This is a genomic window from Ensifer sp. PDNC004 (assembly GCF_016919405.1).
GTDB lineage: Bacteria > Pseudomonadota > Alphaproteobacteria > Rhizobiales > Rhizobiaceae > Ensifer.
On the sequence record NZ_CP070352.1, the window covers coordinates 1,316,643 to 1,343,465 of the forward strand.

General features: G+C 63.1%; 24 protein-coding genes and 2 riboswitches. Of the genes, 11 read left to right on the forward strand and 13 right to left on the reverse strand.

Going from position 1 to position 26,823, the window contains the following annotated elements; genetic code table 11:
- Positions 1-3 precede the first annotated feature (3 nt).
- From JVX98_RS05865 to JVX98_RS05880, 4 genes are all read right to left on the reverse strand, one after another.
- Complete coding sequence (locus JVX98_RS05865) at positions 4-945, reverse strand: sugar kinase (protein ID WP_205236120.1); 942 nt, start codon at positions 943-945, stop codon at positions 4-6.
- A 22-nt stretch (positions 946-967) separates the two neighbouring features.
- On the reverse strand, positions 968-1,930 hold the full coding sequence (locus JVX98_RS05870; protein ID WP_043622580.1) for an ABC transporter permease: 963 nt from the start codon (positions 1,928-1,930) through the stop codon (positions 968-970).
- A complete protein-coding gene (locus tag JVX98_RS05875; RefSeq protein WP_205236121.1) occupies positions 1,927-3,438 on the reverse strand; it encodes a sugar ABC transporter ATP-binding protein in 1,512 nt (503 codons plus the stop codon). Before JVX98_RS05875 ends, JVX98_RS05870 begins: the two co-directional genes overlap by 4 nt.
- Before the next feature lie 110 nt (positions 3,439-3,548).
- Positions 3,549-4,439: a substrate-binding domain-containing protein gene (locus JVX98_RS05880; protein ID WP_192450180.1), complete on the reverse strand. Its 891-nt coding sequence runs from the start codon at positions 4,437-4,439 to the stop codon at positions 3,549-3,551.
- A 258-nt stretch (positions 4,440-4,697) separates the two neighbouring features.
- Between JVX98_RS05880 and JVX98_RS05885 the strand changes: the two genes are divergently transcribed.
- Complete coding sequence (locus JVX98_RS05885; RefSeq protein ID WP_205236122.1) at positions 4,698-4,982, forward strand: acylphosphatase; 285 nt, start codon at positions 4,698-4,700, stop codon at positions 4,980-4,982.
- A gap of 30 nt (positions 4,983-5,012) precedes the next feature.
- On the opposite strand, the gene JVX98_RS05890 is transcribed toward JVX98_RS05885, so the two are convergent.
- Positions 5,013-5,681, reverse strand: coding sequence for a TetR/AcrR family transcriptional regulator (locus JVX98_RS05890; protein WP_205236123.1), 669 nt, complete (start codon positions 5,679-5,681; stop codon positions 5,013-5,015).
- Between the two features lie 189 nt (positions 5,682-5,870).
- On the opposite strand from JVX98_RS05890, the gene JVX98_RS05895 reads away from it, so the two are divergent.
- Positions 5,871-7,067: a multidrug effflux MFS transporter gene (locus JVX98_RS05895; protein ID WP_205236124.1), complete on the forward strand. Its 1,197-nt coding sequence runs from the start codon at positions 5,871-5,873 to the stop codon at positions 7,065-7,067.
- Positions 7,068-7,150: 83 nt separating this feature from the next.
- On the opposite strand, the gene nrdF is transcribed toward JVX98_RS05895, so the two are convergent.
- The 7 genes from nrdF to JVX98_RS05930 form a co-directional block, all read right to left on the reverse strand.
- On the reverse strand, positions 7,151-8,125 hold the full coding sequence (gene nrdF, locus JVX98_RS05900) for a class 1b ribonucleoside-diphosphate reductase subunit beta (RefSeq protein ID WP_205236125.1): 975 nt from the start codon (positions 8,123-8,125) through the stop codon (positions 7,151-7,153).
- Positions 8,126-8,234: 109 nt separating this feature from the next.
- Entirely contained in the window at positions 8,235-10,388 is a 2,154-nt protein-coding gene (nrdE, locus tag JVX98_RS05905; protein WP_205236126.1) for a class 1b ribonucleoside-diphosphate reductase subunit alpha, read from the reverse strand.
- The gene (nrdI, locus tag JVX98_RS05910; protein WP_205236127.1) at positions 10,358-10,774 is read right to left on the reverse strand and encodes a class Ib ribonucleoside-diphosphate reductase assembly flavoprotein NrdI; all 417 of its coding nucleotides are present in this window, start codon (positions 10,772-10,774) and stop codon (positions 10,358-10,360) included. Before nrdI ends, nrdE begins: the two co-directional genes overlap by 31 nt.
- Before the next feature lie 12 nt (positions 10,775-10,786).
- Positions 10,787-11,008, reverse strand: a complete 222-nt coding sequence (gene nrdH, locus JVX98_RS05915) for a glutaredoxin-like protein NrdH (RefSeq protein ID WP_192450207.1) — start codon at positions 11,006-11,008, stop codon at positions 10,787-10,789.
- Between the two features lie 388 nt (positions 11,009-11,396).
- A riboswitch (cobalamin riboswitch) is annotated at positions 11,397-11,623 on the reverse strand.
- Between the two features lie 150 nt (positions 11,624-11,773).
- On the reverse strand, positions 11,774-12,565 hold the full coding sequence (locus JVX98_RS05920; protein WP_205236128.1) for an acyl-CoA thioesterase: 792 nt from the start codon (positions 12,563-12,565) through the stop codon (positions 11,774-11,776).
- Positions 12,562-14,913, reverse strand: coding sequence for a 5-methyltetrahydropteroyltriglutamate--homocysteine S-methyltransferase (metE, locus tag JVX98_RS05925; protein ID WP_205236129.1), 2,352 nt, complete (start codon positions 14,911-14,913; stop codon positions 12,562-12,564). Before metE ends, JVX98_RS05920 begins: the two co-directional genes overlap by 4 nt.
- Before the next feature lie 100 nt (positions 14,914-15,013).
- Positions 15,014-15,234, reverse strand: a riboswitch (cobalamin riboswitch).
- A 19-nt stretch (positions 15,235-15,253) separates the two neighbouring features.
- The gene (locus JVX98_RS05930) at positions 15,254-15,544 is read right to left on the reverse strand and encodes a hypothetical protein (protein WP_205236130.1); all 291 of its coding nucleotides are present in this window, start codon (positions 15,542-15,544) and stop codon (positions 15,254-15,256) included.
- A gap of 152 nt (positions 15,545-15,696) precedes the next feature.
- Here JVX98_RS05930 and JVX98_RS05935 point away from each other — a divergent pair, with 152 nt between their 5' ends.
- From JVX98_RS05935 to JVX98_RS05960, 6 genes are all read left to right on the forward strand, one after another.
- Positions 15,697-16,623, forward strand: a complete 927-nt coding sequence (locus JVX98_RS05935) for a LysR substrate-binding domain-containing protein (RefSeq protein ID WP_205236131.1) — start codon at positions 15,697-15,699, stop codon at positions 16,621-16,623.
- Between the two features lie 224 nt (positions 16,624-16,847).
- Entirely contained in the window at positions 16,848-17,690 is an 843-nt protein-coding gene (locus tag JVX98_RS05940) for a metallophosphoesterase (RefSeq protein WP_205236132.1), read from the forward strand.
- Positions 17,687-18,853 (forward strand): ABC transporter ATP-binding protein, encoded by a 1,167-nt coding sequence (locus tag JVX98_RS05945; protein ID WP_205236133.1) that lies wholly within the window; start codon positions 17,687-17,689, stop codon positions 18,851-18,853. The genes JVX98_RS05940 and JVX98_RS05945 overlap by 4 nt, the downstream gene beginning before the upstream one ends.
- A complete protein-coding gene (locus JVX98_RS05950; protein ID WP_205236134.1) occupies positions 18,846-19,766 on the forward strand; it encodes a carbohydrate ABC transporter permease in 921 nt (306 codons plus the stop codon). The genes JVX98_RS05945 and JVX98_RS05950 overlap by 8 nt, the downstream gene beginning before the upstream one ends.
- Complete coding sequence (locus JVX98_RS05955) at positions 19,763-20,599, forward strand: carbohydrate ABC transporter permease (RefSeq protein ID WP_192450227.1); 837 nt, start codon at positions 19,763-19,765, stop codon at positions 20,597-20,599. The genes JVX98_RS05950 and JVX98_RS05955 overlap by 4 nt, the downstream gene beginning before the upstream one ends.
- 24 nt (positions 20,600-20,623) lie before the next feature.
- Positions 20,624-21,889, forward strand: a complete 1,266-nt coding sequence (locus JVX98_RS05960; protein WP_205236135.1) for an ABC transporter substrate-binding protein — start codon at positions 20,624-20,626, stop codon at positions 21,887-21,889.
- Positions 21,890-21,952: 63 nt separating this feature from the next.
- On the opposite strand, the gene JVX98_RS05965 is transcribed toward JVX98_RS05960, so the two are convergent.
- Entirely contained in the window at positions 21,953-22,939 is a 987-nt protein-coding gene (locus tag JVX98_RS05965; RefSeq protein WP_205236136.1) for a substrate-binding domain-containing protein, read from the reverse strand.
- Between the two features lie 235 nt (positions 22,940-23,174).
- Between JVX98_RS05965 and JVX98_RS05970 the strand changes: the two genes are divergently transcribed.
- The 3 genes from JVX98_RS05970 to JVX98_RS05980 are packed head-to-tail and all read left to right on the forward strand — an operon-like array spanning position 23,175 to position 26,822.
- Positions 23,175-24,203 (forward strand): substrate-binding domain-containing protein, encoded by a 1,029-nt coding sequence (locus JVX98_RS05970; protein ID WP_034805587.1) that lies wholly within the window; start codon positions 23,175-23,177, stop codon positions 24,201-24,203.
- Positions 24,204-24,262: 59 nt separating this feature from the next.
- On the forward strand, positions 24,263-25,804 hold the full coding sequence (locus JVX98_RS05975) for a sugar ABC transporter ATP-binding protein (protein WP_205236137.1): 1,542 nt from the start codon (positions 24,263-24,265) through the stop codon (positions 25,802-25,804).
- Positions 25,805-25,832: 28 nt separating this feature from the next.
- Entirely contained in the window at positions 25,833-26,822 is a 990-nt protein-coding gene (locus JVX98_RS05980) for an ABC transporter permease (RefSeq protein ID WP_192450236.1), read from the forward strand.
- Position 26,823: the final 1 nt, after the last annotated feature.

Consider the following 26,823-nt stretch of genomic DNA (forward strand, 5'->3'; position numbering starts at 1 on the left):
CGGTCAGCCCTTTTTCGCAGTGATGAAGGTTTCGAGATCGATGCGCGTCGAGGCGCCTTCCATCGGGCCCGAAATCATGACGGCGCGCGCGCCCGAGGCATTGGCGAATTCCAGCGCCTCGGCCGGCTTTGCCCCGTTCAGCCAGAAGGTGACGAAGGTCGCGCCAAAGCAGTCGCCGGCGCCGGTCGGGTCGATTTCCTCGACGGCAAAGCCCGGATGCGAAAGCGTCGTTTCACGATCGAAATAGCTGGCGCCCTCGGCGCCGCGCTTGACGACGATCACCTTGATGCCGGCGGCGAGCAGTTCCGATACGGCTTCCGCTTCGGTCTTCGCCTTGGTGAACAGGAAGAGTTCCTGTCCGCTCGGCAGGAAGAGGTCGGTCTTGGCGAGGACCGTCTGCAGCGCCTCGCGCATGCCCGGGCTGTCGAGGATTTCGGGGCGAAGGTTCGGGTCGAAGGAGACCGTGCCGCCGGCCGATTTGATGATCTCGATTGCCGCGATGATGCTCTCGACCACGCTTGGGGCGTAGAGCGACGAGCCCATCACATGCAGGTGGCTGCAGGTTCTGACCAACGCTCGGCTTGCCTCGTCGAGCCGGATCGTGCCGCAGGCGCTGTGGCGGATGTTGAAGACGAAGGCGCGGCTGCCGTCGGGCCGGTAGCGCACGAAGGCGCTGCCGGTGGTGCCGAGCGGGTCGACCGCTATGCCCGAGATATCGACGCCATCTGCTTTCAACCGGTCGAGGTTGACGTGGCCGAAATCGTCGTTGCCGACGCGGGAGATCATGGCCGCTGCCTGGCCGAGCTTGCCGACCTGGTCGATGAAGATCGCCGGCGCGCCCGAGGGGTAGGGACCGATCAAAGGGGTCGCCCGGCGAAAGCCGTCGCCCTTTTCGGTGGCGATGATCTCCACGAGGATTTCGCCGATCGTCAGTATCTTGTGCATGGGTGTGTTCTCTTCGGAAAGATCAGCGTTTTGCCTGCTTGGCGCGCACGTCGAGCCAGACGGCGATCAGGATCACCAGGCCCTTGACGATGAGCTGGTAGAAGTAGGGGACCGACAGCATGTTCATGCCGTTGTTCATGACGCCGATGATGAGGGCGCCGATCAACGTGCCGACCATTGTGCCGACGCCGCCGGCAAGCGAGGTGCCGCCAAGCACGGCAGCCGCGATCGCGTCGAGCTCGTAGCTCATGCCGGCATTGGTCTGGGCGGAGAACAGGCGGGACGAGAGCAGCACGCCGCTGATCGCCGCCATCACGCCGGAGATCATGAAGATGGTGATCTTCAGCCGGTCGACCTTGATGCCGGAATAGACGGCCGCCTCGCGGTTGCCGCCCGTCAGATAGGCGCGGCGGCCGAAGCTCGTCTTGCTCAACAGGATGTGGTTGACGAGAAAGAGCACGGCGACGACCCAGATGATGATGGGCAGGCCAAGGAAGCTCTCGGTGCCAATCGCGGTCCAGGTCGAGTTCTCGATCATCGCCGGCGCGCCGTTGGTCGGCAGGCTGACCATGCCGCGGTAGATGCCCATGGTCGCGACGGTGACGATGAAGGAGGGCAAAAGCAGCTTTGCCGTCAGCACCCCGTTCAGCATGCCCATGAGGGCGCCGGCGAGAAGCGTGACGACGAGCGCCGGCGCAAAGCCGAGGCCGAAGGCGAAACATTGCGCGCCGACCATGCCGGCGACCGCAATGATCGAGCCGACCGAAAGGTCGATCTCGCCGAGCAGGATCACCCAGGTCATGCCGAAGGCGGCGATCGCCACCACGGCCACCTGCTGCAGGATGTTCATGAAGTTGACGACCGACATGAAGCGCGGGTTGAGGAAGGAGAAGATGACGCAGAGCATCACCAGCGACAAAAGGATGCCGCCATACTGTTTCAGGGCACGCAGGAAGGCGGCCTGGACTTCGGATTGCTGTGTCATGATTGGAATCCCGTTGCGTGCGCCATGATCGTTTCGGGGTTGAGGTCGGCGCCGGAAAGCGTTGCGCCGATGACGCCTTCGTGCATGACGACGACGCGGTCGCTCATTCCCAGAACCTCCGGCAGCTCGGAGGAGATCAGCAGGATCGCCGTTCCCTCGGCCGCCAGCTGGCGGATGATCTTGTAGATTTCGAACTTGGCGCCGACGTCGACGCCGCGGGTTGGCTCGTCGAGGATCAGCACCTTGGGTCGGGTCAGCAGCCACTTGGCAAGCACGATCTTCTGCTGGTTACCGCCGCTCAAGGAGCCGGAGGGCGTATCGAGCGAGTGGGTCTTGATCGCCAGCCGGCCGACTTCCTGGGCTGCCGCCGTGCGTTCGGCGCGGCTGCGGGTGAAGCCGAGCGGGCCGGTGAAATCGGAGAGGGCGGCCATCGAGATGTTCCAGCCGACGCTGTGGCTGAGCACGAGGCCCTCTTCCTTGCGGTTTTCGGTGACGAAGCCGATGCCGCGGGCGATCGCCTCTGCCGGCGAGCGGAAGCGGACCGCTTGCCCTTCGAAGCGCACGGTGCCGGTCGCAGTCTTCATGCCGAACAGCGCGTTCATCACCTCCGAGCGGCCGGAACCGACCAGCCCGAAGAATCCGAGGACTTCCCCGGGCCGGATGTCGAAGGAGATGTCCTCGAATTCGCCGTCGCGGGTCAGGCCATCGACGGCCAGAACCGGGGTAGCATCCGCCTTCTGCTCGTGCGCCGGCGGCGGATAGATTTCGTCCATGCGGCGGCCGACCATCAGCGCGATCAGCGCCTCGATGGTGACGTCGTCGCGATCATGGGTGGAGACATATTCACCGTCGCGGATGACGGTGATGTCGTCGCTGAGCCGCATGATCTCTTCCATGCGGTGCGAGATGTAGATGACGGCGACGCCGCGGCTCTTCAGCCGCCCGATGATCTCGAACAGGATCTCGGCTTCGCTCTCGCTGAGCGATGACGTCGGCTCGTCGAGGATGACGACCTTGGCCTCGTGGCTGAGGCCCTTGGCGATCTCGACCAACTGACGCTGGGCGATCGAGAGATTGCCGACCTTCTCGCTGACGTCGATCGGCAGGCCGAGATCGGCAACGATCGCGCGGGCCCTTGCGACCAGCTCCTTGTCGTTGATGAAGCCGAAGCGGCGCGGCTCGCGGGTGGCGAGAATGTTCTCGGCTACCGTCAGGTTGCTGCAGAGGCTGAGTTCCTGGAAGACGATGGCAAGCCCGAGGGCGGCGGCATCCTGCGGGTTGCGCGGCTGGTAGGGGCGCCCGTCGAGTGCGATCTCTCCCGAGGTCGCCGCGTGCACGCCGGCAAGGATTTTCATCAGCGTCGATTTGCCGGCGCCGTTTTCGCCGAGCAGTGTGTGTACCCGGCCGCGCCGGACCTTGAGGCGCATGCCCTTCAGTGCCGCGACCTGGCCGAAGGATTTGGTGACGTTGTCGATTTCGAGAATGGTATCGCTGGTCGAACCAAACATGGCGGCCTCCTTCAGGTCAGCCGAGAGCAGCGTCTCCGGCCAGAGGACGGAAACGGACCCCGATGGGTGCCGCCGCCCCTGAGGTGAGGCGGCGGCTGTCCAGGGAGGACTTATTTCGCGGTGTAGACGCCCGGAACGATCGGCTGTTCGGCCGGGACGGTCTCGCCGGCGGCAACCTTGACGGCGGTGTCGACGGCCTGCTTGCCCATCTGGTCCGGGAACTGCTGGATGACGCCGACCATGACCGGGTTGGTGTCGACGGCGTCGCGGGCTTCCTTCATGCCGTCAAAGCCGATGACCTTGACCTGGGATTCCAGACCAGCAGCCTTGACTGCGACGGCGGCAGCGAGCGCCGCATCGTCGCCGAAGCCGAAGATGCCGGTGATATCGGGATTGGCCTGCAGCATGTTCTGGGCAGCGGCCAGCGCTTCGGCGCGGGTAATGCCGGTCTGGATCGCGACGATCTCCATGTCGGGATGCTTGGCGATCGCTTCCTTGAAGCCGTTGACGCGGTTCACCACCGACTGGACCGTCGGGTAGTCGATGACGGCGACCTTGCCCTTGTTGTCGAGGACCTTGGCCATCAGCTCGCCGGCCTTGACGCCGCCGGTGAAGTTGTCGGTGCCGATGTGCGAGGTCACGGTCGCGCCGTTGGCCGGAACGTCGACGGTGATCACCTTGATGCCGGCCTTTTCGGCCTTCTCGATCGCGGCGCGTACGCCCTGGCTGTCGACCGGCGAGATGACGATGACGTCGACGCCTTTGACGATGAAGTCCTCGACGTCGGCGAGCTGCTTGTTCAGATCCTGGTTGGCGATCGAGACCTCGAGCTTGACGTTCTTGGCTTCGGCCTCGGCTTTCATCGCGTCGGCGAGCTCGATGTAGAACGGATGCTGCTGGGTCAGCAGCGATGCGCCGATGCCATCGGCGAAGGCGGTGGAGGCGAGGAGCGACAGCGCCGTGCCGGCGACGAGCGATTTCAGAATGCGGGACATGTTCATGGTTTCCTCCCTGGAAACGGCGCGGGCCTTCTTGTGTCTCAGCCAAGCTGGCGAGGCCCTCCCATCGCCGTCTTGGTGAGGCCGTAAAAACCATAAAAGTTTTCGCGCGTCAACTTTTAAAAAGACACGAACAAAATATTTGAAATGCAGTGTGGAAATTTTTAGGTTGCAGTGATCGCCTTTCGGTCCTTTTGCGGGTGGCTTGTCTTTCCACCGCTCTGCGCCAGATTGCGTGATAGACGACAAGGGAGACGAGCCATGGCTGAGGCTGATAAGACGGCGCTGGTCCGAATTCTCGGGCGGGTGCAAGGCGTTAGCTTCAGGGTCTGGACGCGCGACGAGGCGCGCAAGCTCGGCCTTGTGGGATGGGTTCGAAACGAAGCGGATGGCTCGGTGGCTGCATTGATCAGCGGCCCGGAGGATGCGGTCACCCTCATGCTAGAGCGTCTGCATGACGGCCCGCCGGGTGCATGGGTTTCGAAGGTCGTTGCCGAATTTGTCGACCCGCCCGAGCACATCGGTGATTTTCGCATCACCAGATAGGTCGGCATTGGTTTCTGGCCCCGGGTGGCCTTAGCCCGCCGAAACCGCTGCCGGCCGGCCATAGGCGCGCAGGAACGTCTTCACAGCCCTGCGGGCGCTGATCTCCAGGTCTTCTTCGCTCGGCGTTTCACCGAAGAGCCCGCCCATCTGCAGGTCCGCCTTGATCAGCGCGATGAACTGGCGCGCTGCGAGGTCGAAGTCGTCGATGTCGAGCGGTGCCACGTGGGCAAGGCGTGCAAACAGCGCCGCCAGCGCCCGGTCGGTCTTGCCCGGTCCCTGCTCCCGCCAGAACTGGAACAGATGCGGATAGCGATTGCCCTCGGTCGAGATCAGCTTCTGGATGAACTTGGCGTCCTGGTTGCAATTGCAGTTCTTGTTGAGGCGCACGACAAATTCGACCAGGTCTTCCTCGAGGTTGTCGGCGTTTTCTGGAAAGGTTGCGAGGATGGAGAAAAGCACGCCGTTCACGCGATCCATGATGTCCTGGATCACCGCCATGAACAGCGTCTCTTTCTCGCGGTAGTGATTGTAGATGGTCTGGCGCGAGACCCCGGCCACGACCGCAATCTCGTCGATGCTGGCGCCGGAAAAGCCTTCCCGACAGAAAACATCGGCCGCGGCCTCCAGGATCGAGAGGCGTTTCGCGAATTGCCCTTTCTGGGGGCGAGCGTCAGCCGAGGCCAAATCAAATTTCTTCATGGATCGAAGATAGGCCCCATTGACGATTTAGACAATACTGTCTAATTTTACACTTGTGTCCAAATTAATGGACGAAATAGTCAGCGCAGGATTCGGTTCCCCAACGCTCGATCCTGGCACGACGATGTCTTTGAGTTTCAATCCGGGCGGCAGCGGTTCGGCTGGCGCGATTTCTGAAAGTTCATTGCCATGACAACGTCCTTCCTTCGCACGGCGATCGTGCTCGGCCTGATCTCGGCGATCGGCCCCTTTGCAATCGACATGTACCTGCCGGCCCTGCCGTCGATCGGCAAGGATCTGGCGGCCGAAAACGGCGTGGTGCAGCTTAGCCTGCTGGCCTTCTTCATCTCCTTTGCCATCTCGCAGCTGATCTACGGTCCGCTCTCCGATATCTGGGGCCGCAAGGCGCCGCTCTACCTCGGCATCGGCCTCTTCACCGTCGCCAGCATCGGCTGCGCGCTTTCGACCGACATTGAAACCCTGATCGCCTTCCGCTTACTGCAAGGCATCGGTGGTGCCGCCGGCATGGTCATCCCGCGCGCCGTGGTGCGCGATATGCACACCGGCGTTCAGGCGGCGCGGCTGATGTCGATGCTGATGCTGGTCTTCAGCATTTCGCCGATCCTGGCGCCGCTTGCCGGCAGCGCAGTCATCGGCTTCTACGGCTGGCGCGGTGTGTTCTATGCAGTGACCATTGCCGCCTTCATTGGCCTGATCCTGCTGTTAACGCAACTGCAGGAAACCCGGCCGAAGAAGGATCGCGCCGGCAGCAGCATCGCAAGCGCGCTTGCCGCCTATCGCCTGCTTCTGTCCGACCGCAATTTCCTGACGCTCACCTTCATCGGCGGGCTTGGGATCTCCGGGTTCCTCGTCTATCTCGCCAACTCACCCTTCGTGCTGATCGACCACTATGGGCTGACGCCGACGCAATATAGCCTGGCGTTCTCGATGAACGCCGTGTCGTTCTTCGCGGTGTCGCAGGCGACCGGCTGGCTCGGCGAACGTTTTGGCCTGGTGCGCGTCATGCATCTTGCCGTCGGCGCCTTCGCGCTCACCATGGTCACGATGTTCATCGTCATGAGCCTCGGCTTCAACCAACTGCCTGTCATGGCCGCCTTCCTGTTCGTCGGCTACGGCGTGCTCGGCCTGGTCATCCCGACCTCGGCGGTGCTGGCGCTCGAAGACCACGGCGAGATCGCCGGTACGGCGTCGGCACTGATGGGTACGCTGCACTTCGTCACCGCCGCCGTCGCCATGGTGGTTGCGACCATCTTCTTCGACGGCACGGCCCTGCCGATGGCCGGCGCGATTGCCGCTTGCGCCCTTGCCGCCTTCCTCCTGACCCAGGCCACGATCGGCCGCAGCCGGGTGGTCGCTGCGGAATAGGGGCTGCTATTACCGAACCAAAAGGCCGGCGAGGGTGTTCCTCGCCGGCCTTTTGTTTTCAGGTGTGACCGGATGGGCTGTCTTTAAAAGTCCCAGTCCTCGTCCTCGGTCGCCACCGCCTTGCCGATGACATAGGAGGAGCCGGAGCCGGAGAAAAAGTCGTGGTTCTCGTCGGCGTTCGGCGAAAGGGCGGAGAGGATGGCCGGATTGACCTTGCACGCCTCCGCCGGGAACAGCGCCTCGTAGCCGAGGTTCATCAGCGCCTTGTTGGCGTTGTAGTGCAGGAACTTCTTCACGTCTTCGGTGAGCCCGACGTCGTCATAGAGTGCCTCGGTGTATTTTGCCTCGTTGTCGTAGAGTTCGAGCAACAGGTCGAAGGCGAAGTCCTTGATTTCCTGACGGCGCTCCTCGCTCAGGCGCTCAAGCGCGCGCTGGAACTTGTAGCCGATGTAATAGCCATGCACGGCTTCGTCGCGGATGATCAGCCGGATCATGTCGGCAGTGTTGGTGAGCTTGGCGCGGCTCGACCAGTACATCGGCAGATAGAAGCCGGAATAGAACAGGAAGCTTTCGAGGAAGACGCTCGCGACCTTCTTCTTCAAGGGATCGCCGGAGGCATACTCTGCCATGATCAGCGCCGACTTCTTCTGCAGGAACTCGTTTTCCTCTGACCAGCGATAGGCGTCGTCGACATCGGGTGTCAGGCAGAGCGTCGAGAAGATCGAGGAATAGGAGCGCGCGTGCACCGCCTCCATGAAGGAGATGTTGGAAAGCACCGCCTCCTCGTGCGGGGTGGCGGCATCCTCCATCAGCCTGATGGCGCCGACGCCGTTCTGGATGGTGTCGAGCAAGGTAAGCCCGGTGAAGACGCGGATCGTCAGCGTCTGCTCCTCGGGTTTAAGCGTCGCCCAGGACGGGATGTCGTTGGAGAGCGGCACTTTTTCCGGCAGCCAGAAATTGCCGGTGAGCCGGTTCCAGACCTCAAGATCCTTGTCGTCCTCGATCCGGTTCCAGTTGATGGCGCGGATGCGGCTAGCGGGTTTGGTGTGCATGTTCATCGGTTAGCCTTCTTTGGGTCGTGTCGGCCCCTCATCCGCCTGCCGTCACCCTCTCCCCACGTGCGGGGAGAGGGTGAGGGGCAGCTTGGGCAGTTGCTGGAATGCAAAGTTACAGAGCGCAGGAAACGCAGCCCTGGACCTGTGTGCCCTCAAGCGCCATCTGGCGAAGGCGGATGTAGTAGATGGTCTTGATGCCCTTCTTCCAGGCGTGGATCTGGGCGCGGTTTATGTCGCGGGTCGTCGCCGTGTCGCGGAAGAACAGCGTCAGCGACAGGCCCTGGTCGACGTGCTGGGTGGCCGCCGCATAGGTGTCGATGATCTTTTCCGGGCCGATCTCGTAGGCGTCCTGGTAGTATTCGAGATTGTCGTTGGTCATGAAGGCGGCCGGGTAATAGACGCGGCCGATCTTGCCTTCCTTGCGGATCTCGATCTTCGACACGATCGGGTGGATCGAGGACGTCGAATGGTTGATGTAGGAGATCGAGCCGGTCGGCGGCACGGCCTGGAGGTTCTGGTTGTAGAGCCCGCCTTCGATCACCGCCCGTTTCAGTTCCAGCCAATCCTCCTGGGTCGGGATGGCGATGCCGGCTTCCTCGAACAGGTCCTTCACCTTTTCGGTCGCCGGTAGCCATTCGGCCTCGGTGTATTTGTCGAAATAGTCGCCAGAGGCGTATTTCGAGTTTTCGAAGCCGGCGAAGCTCTTGCCCTTTTCGACCGCCAGCCGGTTCGATGCGCGGATGGCGTGATAGGTCACTGTGTAGAAATAGATGTTGGTGAAATCGATGCCTTCCTCGGAGCCGTAATAGATGCGCTCGCGGGCGAGATAGCCGTGCAGGTTCATCTGACCGAGGCCGATCGAATGGCTGTCGTCGTTGCCCTTTTCGATCGAGGGCACGGACGAGATATGGCTCATTTCGGAGACGGCGGTCAGCGCCCGGATCGAGGTCTCGATCGTCTGGCCGAAATCCGGGCTGTCCATGGCAGCCGCAATGTTCAGTGAGCCGAGATTGCAGGAGATATCCTTGCCCATGTGCTTGTAGGAGAGGTCGTCGTTGAACGCGCTCGCCTCGCTCACCTGCAGGATCTCCGAGCAGAGGTTGCTCATGGTGATGCGGCCGGCAATCGGGTTTGCCCGGTTCACCGTGTCCTCGAACATGATGTAGGGATAGCCGCTCTCGAACTGGATCTCGGCGATGATCTGGAAGAAGTCGCGCGCCTTGATCTTGCGCTTGCGGATGCGGGCGTCCTCCACCATCTCGCGATATTTCTCCGTCACCGAGATTTCGGTGAGGGGCACGCCATAGACCTGCTGCACGTCATACGGCGAGAACAGGTACATGTCCTCGTTGTTGCGGGCGAGCTCGAAGGTGATGTCGGGAATGACGACGCCGAGCGACAGCGTCTTGATGCGTATCTTCTCGTCGGCGTTCTCACGCTTGGTGTCGAGGAAGCGCATGATGTCAGGGTGGTGGGCATGGAGATAGACCGCGCCCGCGCCCTGGCGCGCACCGAGCTGGTTGGCATAGGAGAACGAGTCTTCCAGCAACTTCATGACCGGGATGACCCCGGAGGACTGGTTCTCGATCTGCTTGATCGGCGCGCCCATCTCGCGGATGTTGGTGAGCGACAGCGCCACGCCGCCGCCGCGCTTGGAAAGCTGCAGCGCCGAATTGATGGCACGGCCGATGCTCTCCATGTTGTCCTCGATCCTCAACAGAAAGCAGGAGACGAGCTCGCCACGGCTTTTCTTGCCGGCATTGAGGAAGGTCGGCGTCGCCGGCTGGAAACGGCCGGAAATGATCTCGTCGACGAGGTCGCGGGCAAGCGCCTCGTTGCCGCGCGCCAAGGCCATCGCCACCATGCAGACGCGGTCTTCGTAGCGTTCCAGGTAGCGCTTTCCGTCGAAGGTTTTGAGCGTATAGGACGTGTAATATTTGAAGGCGCCGAGGAAGGTCGGGAAACGGAACTTCTTCGAATAGGCGTGGTCGTAGAGATCGCGCACGAAGTTGAACGAATACTGGTCCAGCACGTCCTGCTCGTAGTAGCCCTCGGTCACCAGATAATCGAGCTTTTCCCGCAGGTTATGGAAGAAGACCGTGTTCTGGTTGACGTGCTGGAGGAAGTATTGCTTCGCCGCCTGCCGGTCCTTGTCGAGCTGGATCTTCCCCTCCTCGTCGTAGAGGTTCAGCATCGCATTCAGCGCGTGGTAATCCAGCGCCGCTTCCGTCGCCTTCAGGGGGCGTTCGAGTGTTGTGACGTCCAAAATCGTTCCATCCCGTTTTTGACATTGGCGACGTCCTCGTCGGTTCCGAGCAGCTCGAACCGGTAGAGGTAGGGCACCCGGCACTTGTCCGAGATCACGTCGCCGGCGATCCCGTAGGTCGCGCCGAAATTGCTGTTGCCCGCTGCGATCACGCCGCGGATGTGAGAGCGGTTGCCCGCGTCGTTCAGGAAGCGGATCACCTGTTTCGGCACGGCACCTCGGCCATCGTCGCCGCAATAGGTCGGTACGATGAGCACATAGGGCTCCGAAACCGTAAGTGCATCCTTACTTTCTTTGAGCGGTATGCGGGCCGCGCGAAGGCCGAGTTTCTCGACGAAGCGATGGGTGTTTTCCGAGCGGCTGGAAAAATAGACGATCAGCCCCATCGCTTCTCTCCCTCAGGAAAGCGCGCTGATCATGTCCGGGCGGAACCCCGCCCAATGCCGCTCGCCGGCGACGACCACTGGAACCTGCCGATAGCCGAGACCCTGCACGAGCGCGAAACCGTCGGAATCCTCGGAGATATCGACGATGCGATAATCGATGCCCTGGCGGTCGAGCGCGCGGGTGGTGGCGGTGCATTGGACGCAGGCGGGTTTGCTGTAGACGGTGATCGACATGGGTTCCTCGTGAGGGGCTGGCAAATGGGCGCAAAAAATCGGCGGGTCGCGCGAACGCGAACCGTGGGCTTGACGATAGGGTACGAAACATCGCTCCCCGATCGCCTCGACCGGAGTGGATGTCGGCAAGCTGGCCCAAAATCGACTAGGCAGCCGGGCCGGCTCGTTCTGGTCGGGCGCTCTGGAATTTCCGCGGGTGCGGGCTCTCAGGACGCGGCCTTTCGATCAGGCGCGCAACAATGCGCACCCGTCCGCAGAAGGTGGATCTGAACTGGAAGAAACTGACATGACTTCACCCCGAAGCTTTCGACAGGCTGCCGGGGAGATGTCGAGACGATCGGGCAGGCTCATCCTGCCACGCACTCAACCCCTCCGGACACCCCGCCCGTGGACGTTTGTTGCTCGAGGCAGGTCTCCTGGCTTACGGGTCAAAGCTTTCATCCCGACCTTCCCGAGGCCTCATGCCTCAGTGGTCCAATTCCGGACAGTCGCTCGCCGTCTACAGTTGCGGGGGCAGCTACGGCATAGCCTGAGCGGAAACCCGCCGGCGCACCGTATTCCCGTCTTAGCTCCCAATCCTTGCGAATCGGAAGAACCTCGAACACTAGATATAGTAGTTCATCGCAAATCTGCGTCAATAGGTTCTATATGCTGGAGGCAGGGGTGCAGCGGTCTTTTCTTTTTCGGTGTGGATAACGGGGAGTAAATGGCGGGCGCGATCAATCCTGTGGACCGAGGGCGCCATGAGCGGCGCCCCCGGCTTGCTCAGGCGGCGAAGGCCGCAACCGGGCGGTTGCGGCTGTCGACGGCCACCATCACGAAAGTCCCGGTGACGGTCAGCACGCGCACGCCGCTGAGCAGTTCTTCCGACCAGAGCTCGACCTCGATCGTTGTGGAACTGCGTCCGGTCCGGGTGACCCGCGCCAGCGTATCGACGATCGTTCCGGCGGCGACACGCCGCTTGAAATCGCCACTGCAGGAGGCGAGCGCCATCAATTTTCCGGTCAGCCGGCTCGCGGCGACGAAGGCCGCCTTCGTCATCTGGGCGAGTGCATCGCCGCCGAAGAGCGCGCCGGCGCTGTTGGTCTGGCCCGGAAAAATGATGTCGGTCATGCCGACGAAATCGGCCGCGGGCACAGCTGGCGTGGGCTCGGCGAGCGGCGGAAGGTGCCAGTCGGCACCTTTGTCCTGCGGCATCCCAACCATGGTGAACTGTCCGCGTGAGCAAAGATCGCGGCCGCCGGTCGCAAGGTCTTCGGCCACCATCTCGACGTCGACGACCATCGAGAGCCGCCCGACGCGCACCGGGCGGCCAGAGAAACTGACGGTCTGGCCGATGCGGGCGGGTGCGCGAAAGTCGATCCGGTCGCAGGAGGCGGTGACGAAGGGAACGCGGCCGTGGCGGGTGGCGACGATGAAGGCGATCCGGTCCATCAGCGCCAATGCGGCACCCCCGAAGAGGGTGCCGTGATGATTGGTGTCGCCGGGAAAGACGATATCGGCGAGGGTCTGTGGCGCCGGGGTTTCCCCCGACGCCGCTTCCGTGTGGTCCGTCATGCGCGAAGCGCCTTGCGGGGATCATCCGCGAAGGCCTGGCGCAGGGCGCGCGCCGCCGCCACCATGTTGACAAGCGCCGGCCGGGTTTCCTCCCAGCGCCTGGTCTTCAGCCCGCAATCCGGGTTGACCCAGATCTGCGCCGGCGTCAGCCCTTCGGTCGCGCGCTCGATGAGATGCACCATTTCATCCACCGCCGGTACGCGGGGCGAATGGATATCGTAGACGCCCGGGCCGATCTCGTTCGGATAGGCCCTTCCGGTGAACGCGCCGAGCAGTTCCATCTTCGATCGCGACGTCTCGATCGAAATCACGTCGGCATCCATTGCCGCGATCGCCGGCATGATGTCGTTGAACTCCGAGTAGCACATATGGGTGTGGATCTGGGTGGCGTCGCCGACGCCGGCGGCGCTGAGGCGGAAGCACTCCACCGCCCAGTCGAGATAGGCCTTGCGGTCGGCGGCCTTGAGCGGCAGGCCCTCGCGCAGCGCCGGCTCGTCGATCTGGATGATGGCGATGCCCGATGCCTCGAGGTCCCTGACTTCGTCGCTAAGCGCCAGCGCGATCTGCCGGCACACCACCGACCGCGGCAGGTCGTCGCGCACGAAGGACCATTGCAGCATGGTGACCGGACCCGTCAGCATGCCCTTGACCGGTCGATCGGTCAGTGACTGTGCAAAGGCCGCCCATTCGACCGTCATCGGGTTTGGCCGAGAAACGTCGCCGAAGATGATCGGCGGGCGCACGTAGCGCGAACCGTAGCTCTGTACCCAGCCACTTCGGGTAAAGGCGTAGCCCGAGAGCTGCTCGCCGAAATACTGCACCATGTCATTGCGCTCGAACTCGCCGTGTACCAGCACGTCGATGCCGATCTCCTCCTGCCAGCGCACCGCCTGCTCGGTCTCCCGGCGCAGATAGGCGGTGTAGTCGACATAGCTGAGTTCGCCCTTGGCATGCAGGGAACGGGCCTGCCGTACTTCCGGCGTCTGCGGGAAGGAGCCGATCGTCGTCGTCGGGAAAAGCGGCAACGGCAGCGCGTCCGCCTGGAGCGCGCGACGGGCCGGGAAGGGAGACCGGCGCTCGCTGTCGGCTGCCGTCAGCGCCTTCAGTCGCCCGGCAACGAGTGGATCATGGATCCTGAGCGACGTCAGACGCGCCTTGGCAGCTTCGCTCGATGCCGCAAAGGCCCTTTCCGGATGGGCAAGCCCCGGCTCGAAGGCGCGGGCAAGAAGGCTCAACTCGTCGAGCTTCTGCACGGCGAAAGCGAGCCACGAGGCAAGCTCCGGGTCGAGCGCCTGTTCCAGGTCGAGGTCGACGGGCACATGCAGGAGCGAGCACGAGGGCGAAAGCTCGATCCGGTCGCGGCCATGGGCGGAGATGAGCGGCTGCAGGCGGCGCAACAGGCCGGCAAGATCCGTCCTCCAGACGTTGCGGCCGTCGATGATGCCGAGCGACAGCACTCGGTCAGCCGGAGCGGACTGGAGGAGGACCTCGATCTGCTGCGGCGCGCGCACGAGATCGACATGCAGGCCCGCGATCGGCAGCGCCAGGGCGCTCACCATATTGTCGCCGATCGCGCCGAAATAGGTCGCAAGCATGATCCGGAGCCCGGGAACCTTCGCCCGGAACGTATGATAGGCAAGGTCCAGGGCCTGCCTTTCCCGGTTGGTGAGATCGAGCACTAGGCAAGGCTCGTCGATCTGAACCCAGTCGGCGCCGGCATTGGCAAGTTCGGTTAGCAGCTCGACGTATACGGGAAGCAGGCGCTCGATCAGGTCCAGGGGATCGAAATCTCCGCCCTTCGCCTTGCCGAGCTTGAGGAAGGTCACCGGGCCAAGCAGGACCGGGCGGGTTCGATAGCCGAGGGCTTCGGCCTCGAGAAAGGCTTCGAGCGGCCGGTTACGCGTCAGCGCAAAGCGTTGATCCGCTTCGAATTCGGGCACCATGTAGTGGTAGTTGGTATCGAACCACTTGGTCATCTCGAGTGCGGCGTTGCCGCCGTCACCCGCATGCGTGCAACCGGAAGCGCAGGGCGAACCGGTCGAGCCGCGCGCCATGGCGAAATAGGTATCGAGATCGACGGGACCGCCCTCCCAGCCATAGGCGGCCGGGACCGCACCGACGAGCACGGCAGTATCGAGCACGTGGTCGTAGAACGAGAAATCGTTCGAAGGGAGGATGTCGATGCCGCGCGCCTTTTGCGCCGCCCAGTTTTCGGCCCGAAGCCGGCGGCCGACGTCGAAAAGGTCGTCACGGCTGATCTTGCCGGACCAGTAGCGTTCAAGCGCGAATTTCAGTTCGCGGTGGCGGCCGATGCGCGGGAAGCCGAGATTGGCAGTCTTGATGGTCATTTCCTTACCCCGAAGGTTGAAGGGCAAGGCTTGAATGCGACGCATCCGCGACGCGAGAAGGGTCCCGCGTCGTCAACGCGCCCCATCGGACACCCCGCCCGTGGACGTTGTTTATCGCGGCAGGTCTCCTGGCTTGCGGGTCAACGCGGACCGTTCCGTCTTCCCGAGGCGTCTTCCTCAGTGACATCATCGAACGGCCGCTCTCCGCCTACAGTTGCGGGGGCAGCTCCGGCCTGGGCGCTTGTCAGCGCCGCACCGAATTCCCTCTTAGCTCCGCCCCGCCGGATGGCGAGGCGCAGAACCACGATGTCGGGAACAATGCCCTGCAATCGCTCGGCCGTCAATCGCATAAAGAAATGCTTATGTCTTTATTCTCTCCGGCCTGGGCGCGGGGCGAAACGCGGGCAATGCGCGGTCCTTCGCTGCAAACTGCTTTCGCGGCGGGTTGCACCGGCACGGGCTTGGGCTCCTCCGGCCAGTGCCACGGATCCGCGGTGTCGCCGACGCGCGCACGGATATGTTCCTGGTCCCGCGTCAGGCCGATATCCCGGAGCTGGAACTCGTTGAACGTGTCGATGGCGACCGGAGGACTGAGGGTCCTGTCGGCCCAATTCAGGGCATGGTAAATCATTGATCGCACTGCGCTAAGCATTGCTATCCTCACTTCTCTACAAGGCGTGTGTTCGCGAAAAAAGTGAGGTTTTTTGCCGTTTCGCGCAAAGCGATTTCTCGCATGCTGGCATAAAGAATGCTTATCTCAGCGTCATGAGCAAGATTCCCCCTATGAGTGCAGTGCGCGCCTTCGAGGCCGCCGCCAGGCACCTGAGTTTCACCCGCGCCGCCGAAGAGCTTGGCATGACGCAGGCGGCCGTCAGCTATCAGATCCGGTTGTTGGAGGAACGCATCGGCGCGCCGCTCTTTGTCCGCCTTCCGCGCGAGGTGCGGCTGACCGGTGCCGGGCGGCAGCTGGCGCCAAAGGTAACCGAAGCGATCGATCTTTTAGGGGCGGCCTTCTCGGAGATTGCCGACAAGACCGAACATCACCTGCACATTTCGGTGCTACCGACCGTCGTTTCGAGCTGGCTCGGCCAGCGGCTCGCCACCTTCCAGACCGCGCATCCGAACATCAGCATCAGGGTCCACATGTCGACCGAGCTGGTCGATTTCAAGCGTGACGCTATCGATCTCGCGGTGCGCAGCGGTGCCGGCGACTGGCCGGGAAACGATGTCTTTCCCTTGTTTCCGCTCGATTACGTGCCGGTCTGCACGCCGTCCTTCCTGGAGAAACATCAACTCAAGGAGCCCGCCGATGTTCTGAGGATCCGGCGTTTCGGCAATGCCAACTGGTGGCGGCGGTGGATGATCGAAACCGGCGTCGAGCCGCCGGCGAGCAATGGTACCGAGCTGATCTTCGACGTCCAGGCGATGGATGTCGCCACCATCCTGGCGGATCACGGCATGGCGATTGCCGTCTCGACCTTCCTGATGGATGAACTGAAGAGCGGCCGGCTGATCCGGCCGTTCGAGCATGTGGTGCGCGACGGCCGCGCCTATTGGCTGGTCTATCCGCAAAGCACCAGGCGGCAGAAGAAGATCCAGGCCTTTCGCGACTGGGTCGTCGCCGAAGCAGACGCGTCGAATGCGATGCTTGCGACCGTCATGGAGCAGTCCTGTCCGGCATCTTTTCGGGGCAAACTCGGCGCAAAGTAATGAGCCTGGGGAAAGAAGACGCAGACGCATCTGGTGCGCGCGTGCCGGTTCGCGCCGGCCGGGCTTCTGAAAATGACGCTTTCATGGAGAAACTGAAAATCAGCTGAGAACGGCTGTTACCAAACTGACATGGCGGCTCCCTAAAGACTGCGGCCAACCGCAGAGAAGGGGAGAGACAACCCTCCGACGCGGATACCGCAAGCCATTGTCGGAGGCCCGTTTCCATGAAAATCGTCCAGATCAGCGACACCCATCTCAGCCCCGCCAAAAGCCATTTCAACGGCAATTGGGAACCGGTTCGCGCCTGGATCGAGGCGGCGGCGCCCGATCTCGTCATCCACACGGGCGATGTCACCATCGATGGTGCCGACCACGAAGACGACATCACCTTCTCGCTCGATCTGATCGGTCAGCTCTCGATGCCGGTCGCGATCGTTCCCGGCAATCACGATGTCGGCCATCTACCGGGCTCGCACCAGCCTGTGGATCCCGTCCGGCTTGCCCGCTGGCGCCGTCTCGCTGGTCCGGACTACTGGGGCCGCGACCATGGCGACTGGCGGCTGCTCGGCCTCAACAGCCTGCTGATCGGCTTCGAAGACGACGAAGAAGACAGGCAATTTGCCTGGCTGGAGGAGCAGCTGCTTGGTCGCGACGGCCGCCGGGTGGCGGTCTTCGCCCACAAGCCGCTCTTCGTCGACGACCCGGCCGAGGGCGACACCGGCTACTGGGGCATCCGTCCCCGCCAGCGCCAGCGCCTCTTTGATCTTTTCGCCGAAGCCGAGGTGGCGTTGCATGCAAGCGGTCACCTGCACTGGGCCTGGACCGGCGAACATGCCGGGACGTCGCTCGTCTGGGCGCCGCCGACCTCCTTCATCATCGACACGCTGGAACGGCCGATGCCGGGCGAGCGGCTGGTCGGTGCCGTCGTGCACGAACTCACCGATGCCGGCGTGACCAGCGAAATCGTCGCGGTGCCGGGTCTGACGAGCCACGTGCTCGACCCGATCGTCGAGGAGGTCTATCCGCTCGCCGCCAAGAAGAAGGTTCGCGTGGAGGCAGCGCAATGAGCGTGCTTTCGCTGGATGGCATCACCAAGTCCTATGGCGGCAACGCCATCCTGAAGGGCGTCAGCCTGGAGGCGGAAGCCGGCGAGTTCATTGCGCTCGTCGGCCCTTCCGGCTGCGGCAAGAGCACGCTTCTGCGCATCGTCGCCGGCCTCGATCACGGCGATGCCGGCGAGATCGTGATCGGCGGCCGCAGTGTCGCGCGGATGGCGGCGGCCGATCGCAACGTGGCGATGGTGTTCCAGTCCTACGCGCTCTATCCGCACCTGACCGCAGGTCAAAACATTTCGGTGCCGCTCGCCATGCGGCGCCTGACGGCGATGCAGCGCTTGCCGGTCATCGGCAATCTCCTGCCGGGGCAGAAGCAGATCCGCAGCGATATCCAGCGCCAGGTCAAGGAGATGGCCGGAGCGCTGAAGATCGATCATCTGCTCGACCGCAAGCCCGGCCAGATGTCCGGCGGCCAGCGCCAGCGCGTAGCGCTTGCCCGCGCCATGGTGCGCCGCCCGGCCGTCTTCCTGATGGATGAGCCGCTCTCCAATCTCGACGCCAACCTGCGCGTCCATGCCCGCGGCGAAATCGTGGACCTGCACCGCCGCGCCGGCGTGCCGACACTCTATGTCACGCACGACCAGTCCGAAGCGCTGTCGATGGCCGACCGCGTCGCCGTCATGATCGGCGGCAATCTCTTGCAGCTGGCGAGCCCGAAGGAGATCTACGACAACCCCTCGCATATCGAGGTCGCGCGCTTCCTCGGCCAGCCGAAGATCAACGTGCTCGAAACCCGCACGGATACGGCAAGCATCGTGCGCTTCGGCGATCTCGTGCTTCTGGCAAGCCGCGGGCAGGCGCCGGATGCGGCGGTGAAGCTCGCGATCCGCCCGGAATTCGTGCGCTTTCATGCGGCAGGTGCCGGCCGGCTGACTGCGCGGGTCGAGCGCATGGAGTTTCTCGGCTCCGAGGTGATCGTCCACGCACGCCTCGATGCGATCGGCGCGGTGGTCACCGCCAAGGCAGCACCCGCCGAAGCCGCAGCACTCGCGATCGGTCAGCCCGTCGATGTCGCGTTCATGCCGGAACGGGCGATGCTGTTCGACGGCGAGGGCACCCGGGTGGCAGCCGAGCCGATCGCTATCGCCGCGACGCTGGAGAAGGTCCATGGCTAGTGTCGCGACCTTCGAAACGGCGATCGCTGCGCCCCATCCCGACCGCCGCGAAGCGCGCATCGCCTGGTTGCTGGCGCTGCCGGCCATCACGCTGCTCTTCCTCTTCATCCTGCTACCGACCGCAGCCGTGATCGTGCTCGGCTTCACCGATTTCGAGCTCGGCTACGGCAGCTTCCGTTTCGTCGGTTTCGAGAACTATGCCGAGCTCTTCGGCGACCGCACCTTCCGTCGCTCGCTCTGGAACACCGCCGTCTACACCGCGATCGTCACGCCGGTGTCGATCCTGCTTTCGCTGGCGATCGCCATGTTGATCGAGGCGGAAACCAAGGGCAGGGCCTTTTTCCGGACCGTCTATTTCCTGCCGGTCGCCTCGCTGCTCGTCGCCATGGCCACGGTCTGGCAATTCCTGTTCCACCCGACCATCGGCCCGATCAACACCTTCCTCGCCGTTTTCGGCATCGCCGGCCCGAACTGGCTCGGCGCCTCCAGCACGGTGCTTTACGGTCTCTCGATCATCGGCATCTGGCAGTCCGTCGGCTTCAACATGGTGCTGTTCCTCGCCGGCCTCACCGCCATCCCGCGGGAACTCTACGCCGCAGCCGAAGTCGACGGCGCAAAATCCTGGTTCGATCGTTTTCGGCTGGTGACCTGGCCGATGCTCGGGCCGACGACGCTGTTCGTCACCACCATTAGCATCATCAATTCGGTGAAGGTGTTCGAGACGGTGAAGACGCTGACCGAAGGCGGTCCGAACAAGGCGTCGGAAGTGCTGCTCTTCACCATCTACCAGGAAGGCTTCGTCTATCTGCGCGTCGGCTACGCCTCGGCGATGACCGTGGTCTTCCTCGCAATCCTCGTCGTCCTGATGTTTCTGCAGTACCGCGTGCTTGACCGGAAGGTGCACTACGCATGACCAGCAACGCCTTCTCCGTCGCCCGCATCGCCCGTCTGACGGTGCTGTCGCTCGGCGCCCTTATCTTCCTTGCGCCCTACATCTTCATGGTCTCGACCGCAGGCAAGGCGCAGAGCGAGATCTTTTCCTCGTCGCTGTCGCTGATTCCTGAGCAGTGGTCCTACATCGAGAACTTCTCCAAGGCGCTATCGCGCGTCTCGATGTCGACGCTGCTCTTCAACGGCGTGATCGTCTGCGCGCTGATCTTCGTCATCCAGATCGTCGTCGCCATACCTTGCGCCTATGCCATGGCGAAGCTGAAGTTCCGGGCCGCCCGCACCATGATGGTTCTGGTCATGCTCGGACTGCTCGTGCCGATCCATGCGACGGCGCTGCCGATCTACGTGGCCTTCGACCGGCTCTCGGTGCTGAACAGCTACACGGCTCTGGTGGCGCCCTTCTCGATCTCGGTCTTTGCGATCTTCCTGTTCCTGCAGTTCTTCCGCGCCATGCCCGACGATCTGATCCATGCGGCGCGCCTCGATGGCATGTCTGAGGCCGGCATCGTCGCGCGCGTCATCGTGCCGAACGCCTGGCCGGCGATCACGGCTTTTGCGATCTTCTCGGTCGTTGCGCACTGGAACGATCTCTTCTGGCCGCTGATCGTCGTCACCAACCAGGATTATGCCACCCCGCCGCTCGGTCTTCTCTACTTCCGCGCCGCGGAGGCCGGCGACGACTACGGCGCGCTGATGGCGGCCACCCTCATCATCACCCTTCCCCTCGTGACCGCCTTTCTGCTCGCGCAGAAGCGCTTCGTCGAGGGCATCACAATGACCGGTCTCAAAGGCTGAACGGTCCAACCTGGAGCGCAACCCATGACACATCTGAGACAGCTTTTCACCGCCGCTGCCGCATCGCTGATGCTCGCTGCCCCCGCCTATGCCGAGACCCAGCTGACGGTGCATTATCCGATGCCCGGCTTCTTCAAGGACGTGATGGACACGATCTCGAAGAAGTTCATGGAAGAAAACCCGGATATCAAGATCACCTTCGCCAATCCGTCGGCGACCTATGAGGAAGGCATCCAGACGATCATGCGTCAGGCCGGCACGGCCGAGATGCCCGATCTGACCTTCATCGGTCTCAACCGCCTGCGCATGGTCAACGAGCGCGACATCCCCGTCGATCTCGGCCCGTTCATTGCCAAGGACGGCAACATGGCCGAGCAGGGCTTTTCCGAGAACATCCTGAAGCTCGCCCAGGTCGGCGGCAAGCAGGTGGGCCTTGCCTTCGCCACCTCCAACCCGATCATGTATTACAACGCCGATCTGGTACGCAAAGCCGGCGGCGACCCGGAAAACCCGCCGAAGACCTGGGACGAGGTCATCGCGCTCGGGGGCAAGATCAAGGCGCTCGGCGACGGTAACGAGGGCATCGACTTCCGCTGGCAGGGCGACGACTGGATGTTCTCCGCGCTGCTCTTCGGCGCCGGCGGCGAGATGCTGAGCGAAGACGAAAGCCAGGTTGCCTTCAACGGCCCCGAAGGTGAGAAGGCCGTCGAAGTGCTCGACCGCATGGTCAAGGAAGGCGGCCTGCCGGTTCTGACCAAGCAGGCTGGCGAACAGGCCTTCGTTGCCGGCAAGGTCGGCTTCGCCTTCCAGACGACAGGGGCGCTTCGCAACACCATCAAGAATGTCGGCGACAAGTTCGACCTGCGAACAGCGCATATCCCGCTGATCGATCCGGCAAAGGGCAAGCTGCCGACCGGCGGCAACGCCGTCGTCATCCTGACGCGCGACGCAGAAAAGCAGGAAGCCGCCTGGAAGTTTGCGAAGTTCGCTGCCGGCCCCTATGGCGCCTCGGTCGTCGTTCCCGGCACCGGCTATGTGCCGAACAACGAGCTGGCCGCCAAGTCGCCGGAGTACCTCGCCAACTTCTACAAGGAGAACCCGCTGTTCCGCGCCGGCCTCGAGCAGATGCCGCTGATGCGCCCCTGGTATGCCTTCCCGGGCAGCAACGGCGTGAAGGTCACGCAGACGATCGTCGAGAACCTGTCGCGCATCGTCGAGCAGCAGGCCACACCGAAGGAAGCGCTGGACGAAGCTGCAATCGAAGTCGAAAGCCTGCTGCCGCGCAGCTGATCCTGTAGCCGAAGCGACAGACGCCGCCCCGGGGAAATCTCGGGGCGGCGTTTTCGTGTTTGCTCAGGCGAGGTGGCGAACCGTGCCGCCTGGATAAAGGCGGCAGTCGAGATTGAGATGGCGGCAGACCGACGCGTTCTCCGCCATATCGAGCAGCAGCGCGGCCGCCGCAAGCCCCATGTCGCCATCGGGCATCGAGATGGTGGTTAGCGCCGGCGTCATCAGCCGGCCAAGGGCGATGCCGTCGAAGCCGGCGACGGAGACATCGTCCGGTACGGCAAGGCCTTCGCGCCGAAGCGCGGCGATCACGCCAAGCGCCAGCAGATCGTTGGAAGCGATGATCGCCGTCGGGCGGTGCTGCGTTAGAACCGTCGCGAGGTCGGGGTTCTCGTAGCCGTCGACGAAGGGGATCTCGACGGCTTCCATCGGCTTGACACCCGCTTCTCTCATGGCGGCGGAATATCCGTCGTAGCGCAGGCGCGCCCGGTCGGACGAACGGAAGTGGCCGGAGACGACGAGGATGCGGCGATGATCGTGGTCGAGCATGTGGCGGGTGAGTTCGAAGCCCGCCCGGTAATTGTCGACGGTGACGGCGGCGGCGAAGCGGGCGACCGGCCGGTTGTTGAGAAGCACCGTCGGCGGCAGCGCCGCCGAAAGCGCCTCGCTGGTCTTGGCGTCGCAGAGCGTCAGGATCAGACCGGTCGGTCGCTGTTCGAGCAGCGAGCGCACGGCGCGTGCCTCGAGTGCGGGATCGTAGTTTGACTGGGCAATCAGCACGCCATGGTTTGCGGCCTGCAATCGATGCTGGATGCCGCCGAGCGATGCCGCGAAGACCGGATTGGTGACGCTTGGCACCAGCACACCGACGACTGGCTGGCTGCGGTTGGTCGCACGGCCCGTGGCCAGCGGCTGCCGGTAGCCGAGTTCGGCCGCGGCCCGGCGCACGCGGCGCACCATCTCGTCGCTGACGGGACCTTCGCCCTTCACCACCCGCGAGACGGTCGCCAGCGAGCAGCCGGCATGAAAGGCGATCTGTTGCAGGGTAACCATGACCGCGCTTTAAAGGGTCTCCGTGACAGCTGATTGAAGGACCAGATCCAAGGTTTTCCACGGCGTGCATGAATTATTATTCATGCCATGAATTATATTGACATAAGCTGAGTCCGCGGCTTAAATCGCAATTGTCGGAAGTCGAGGAGGAGTTCCGGCAAACTCATACATTCAGCGGCCGCAAGCAAACGGCCCTATCGGTTTTTGGGAGGGGCTTCGGCCTCGAGGAGGACGCGTGCGCAAATTTCTCAGCACGACCGCTCTGGCGGTCATTGCAGCTTCGTTCTGGGCAGGTTCGGCCAGTGCCGAAACGGCAAACCCGTTTCGCTGCCAGCCCGGCGAAAAATACGTTATGAACGTCATGGTATCCGGCGTCGAATACTGGTTCCCGGTCTATGAAATGTTCAAGCAGGCCGGCCAGCAGTTCGGCTGCGAGACTGAATATACTGGCACGCCGGAATATGACGTCAACAAGCAGATCGCCACTTTCGACCAGGCGCTTGCCCAGAACCCTGCCGGCATTCTGGTACACCCGATGAACTCCGATCCGTTCATCGAGCCGATCAACCGGGCGATCGACCAAGGCACGGCGGTCGTGACCTTCGCGGCGGACTCGCCGCTGTCGAAGCGCGTCTCCTTCATCACCTCGGACAACACCCGCGAAGGCATCTATGCCGCTGACGCGATCGCCGAGAAGATGGGCGGCAAGGGCGAATATGCCGTTCTGGAAAACCCCGGCCAGGACAATCACGACAAGCGCATCACCGCCTTCGTCAACCGCATGGCTGAGAAATGGCCGGACATGAAGCTCGTCGGTCGCGCCGCCTCGAACCAGGATCCGAACAAGGCCTATCAGGGCCTGATGAGCCTCATCCAGGCCAATCCGAACCTTGGCGCAGTGTTCATGCCGGAAGCCAACTCCGCAATCGGTGCGGCCCAGGCCAGCAAGGAAAGCGGTGGGAAGGTGCTCGTCATGTGCGCCGACGTCAACGCCAACATCCTCGACATGATCAAGGCCGGCGAAGTCTTCGGCTCGATCAACCCGAACCAGGGCATGCAGGGCTACATGGGCTTCATGCTCCTGTGGATGGCCAAGCACCCGGAACTGATCGACCCGATGAACGACGCCAAGCGTTCCGGCTTCAATCCGATGAGCATCCCCTTCGTCGACAACGGCCTTTCGATCGTCACCGCCGAAAATGCCGATGACTTCTACTGGGACAAGTACCTGAAGCGTCGTGGCACCAAGGGCATCGACGAGTAAGATCGTGAATTGGCTGCCCGGGCGTTTCCGGGCAGCCAGGACTGCGGGTGGAGGACAGCATGACAGCACAACCGGTTCTGGAGGTCCGGCGCGTCACCAAGCATTTCGGTGCGGTGAAGGCGCTGACGGAGGTGGATTTTCGCCTCGAGCGGGGAGAGATCCACGCACTCTGCGGCGAAAATGGCGCCGGCAAATCCACGCTGATGAACATCATTGCCGGGGTGCTGCAGCCGAATGACGGCGAGGTGCTGGTCGATGGAGCGCCCGTGAAGATCGCCTCACCGGCCATCGCCCAGACGCTCGGCATCGGCCTCGTCCACCAGGAAATCGCGCTCTGCCCGGATGCGACGGTGGCGGAAAACATGTTCATGGCAGCCACCAACCGCCGGCGTTCACCGCTGATGAATTACGGCGCGCTCGAACGCGAAGCCCAGGTCGTGATGAATCGGCTGGCGCCGATCGACGTTCGCCGCAAGGTCGCCGACCTTGCCATTTCCAGCCAGCAGCTCGTCGAGATCGCCAAGGCGCTGACGCTCGACTGCCGCGTGCTGATCCTCGACGAGCCGACCGCGGCGCTGACGGAAGCCGAGGCGCAGGCGCTGTTCGCCATCATCCGCGATCTCAAGGCCGCGGGTATTTCCATCATCTATATCAGCCACCGCATGGCCGAGATTTTCTCGCTTTGCGACCGCGTCACTGTGTTTCGCGATGGCCGCCATGTGGTCACCGAGAAGATCACTGACGTGACGGCCGACGACGTGGTGCGCCGCATGGTCGGCCGCGAGATCAGCCAGCTCTATCCGCAAAAGCAGGCGCCGGAGGCGCGCTCAGACGAGACCATTCTCTCGGTCCGGGCCTTGAGCGACGGCGACCGCATCGACACCGTTTCCTTCGACCTGAAGCGCGGCGAGATCCTCGGCATCGGCGGCCTGATCGGTTCCGGTCGCACCGAGATTGCCGAAGCAATCTGTGGCCTCAGGGCCAAGTCGAAGGGTGAGATTGCGCTGCGCGGAAAGCCGCAGCGCATCGGCAATTACCGCGATGCGGTCGATGCCGGCATCGTCTACCTCTCGGAGGATCGCAAGGGCTCCGGCGTCTTTGTCGACCTGTCGATCGCCCAGAACATTTCCGTGCTTGACCTGAAGACGCTGACCGGGCCGCTCGGATTGCTGAATTCCAGGGCCGAGGCTGATCTCGCGCGCGATTTCGTGCGCCGGCTCGGCGTGCGCATGGGCGGCATCGATATGCCCGTCTCGTCGCTGTCGGGCGGCAACCAGCAGAAGGTGGCGATCGCCAAGCAGCTTGCCGTTCGCCCGCAAGTGATCCTGATGGACGAGCCGACGCGCGGTATCGACGTCGGCGCCAAATCCGAAATCCATCGGCTGCTGCGAGAGCTCGCCGAAACCGGCATCGGCATCGTGGTGATCTCGTCGGAATTGCCGGAACTGCTCGGACTTTGCGACCGTGTGCTGGTGGTGCGCGAAGGCGCGATCGCCGGCGAGCTTGATGATACGGACATGAGTGAGGAGGCGGTGATCCGCCTGGCCTCAGGGGTGACGCAAACGGCCGAGGCTGGCCGGATGGTGGATCATGTCGCCTGAAAGAACTGACAGAGCCGGGGAGGCGGAAATGGCTGTTGATACGATGGTTGCAACGCAAGCACAGGCGCCGGCCTGGAAACGCATCGGCACGATGCGCGAGGCGGGTCTGATCGCCATCATCCTGGCGCTCGGCATCGTCATGAGCTTTGCCTCGCCGCACTTCCTCACCTTTGGCAACATGCGCGCCATGCTGATGAGCTTCTCGGTCGAAGGCATCGTCGTCGTCGGCATGACGATCCTGCTCATCGTCGGCGGCATCGACCTTGCGGTCGGTTCGGTGGTCTGCTTCGCCATGGTGCTGGCCGGCTCGCTGTTCCTCGCCGGTGTCGATCCCTGGACGGCCTCGCTGGTCGGTATCCTCGCCAGCAGCATGATCGGCATGATCATGGGCTTCTTCGTCACCGTCGTCGGGCTCAATCACTTCATCACGTCACTGGCGGCGATGGTAATCGTGCGGGGCCTCTGCCTCGTGATTACCAAGGGCACGCCGCTGTCGCTCTTCACGCTGCCGGCGTCGTTCAAGGCGGTGGGGCAGGGCACCTTCCACGGCGTGCCCTACGTGATCCTGATCTTCGTCGCCGTCGTCGTGCTCTTCGATTTCCTGCTGCGCCGGGCGACGGCCTTCCGCAAGGTGTTCTATACCGGCAGCAACGAGAAGGCCGCGCTCTATTCCGGCATCAAGACGAAGCAGGTGAAGTTCTGGGTGACGGTGCTGTGCTCGACGCTCGCAGGTGTCGCCGGCGTCATCTACATGTCGCGCTTCGGTGCCGCGACCCCCACCTTCGGCGTCGGCATGGAGCTCAACATCATCGCTGCAGCCGTCATCGGCGGTGCCTCGCTCAACGGCGGCTCCGGCACCATCCTCGGCGCCATCCTCGGCATGGCCCTGCTATCGGTCGTCACCAGCTCGTTGATCCTGCTCGACGTCTCCGTCTATTGGCAGGACATGATCAAAGGCTGCATTCTCTTGGCTGCCGTTTCCATCGACCACTTGCTGCACAAGCGGAAGGCAGCCTGAC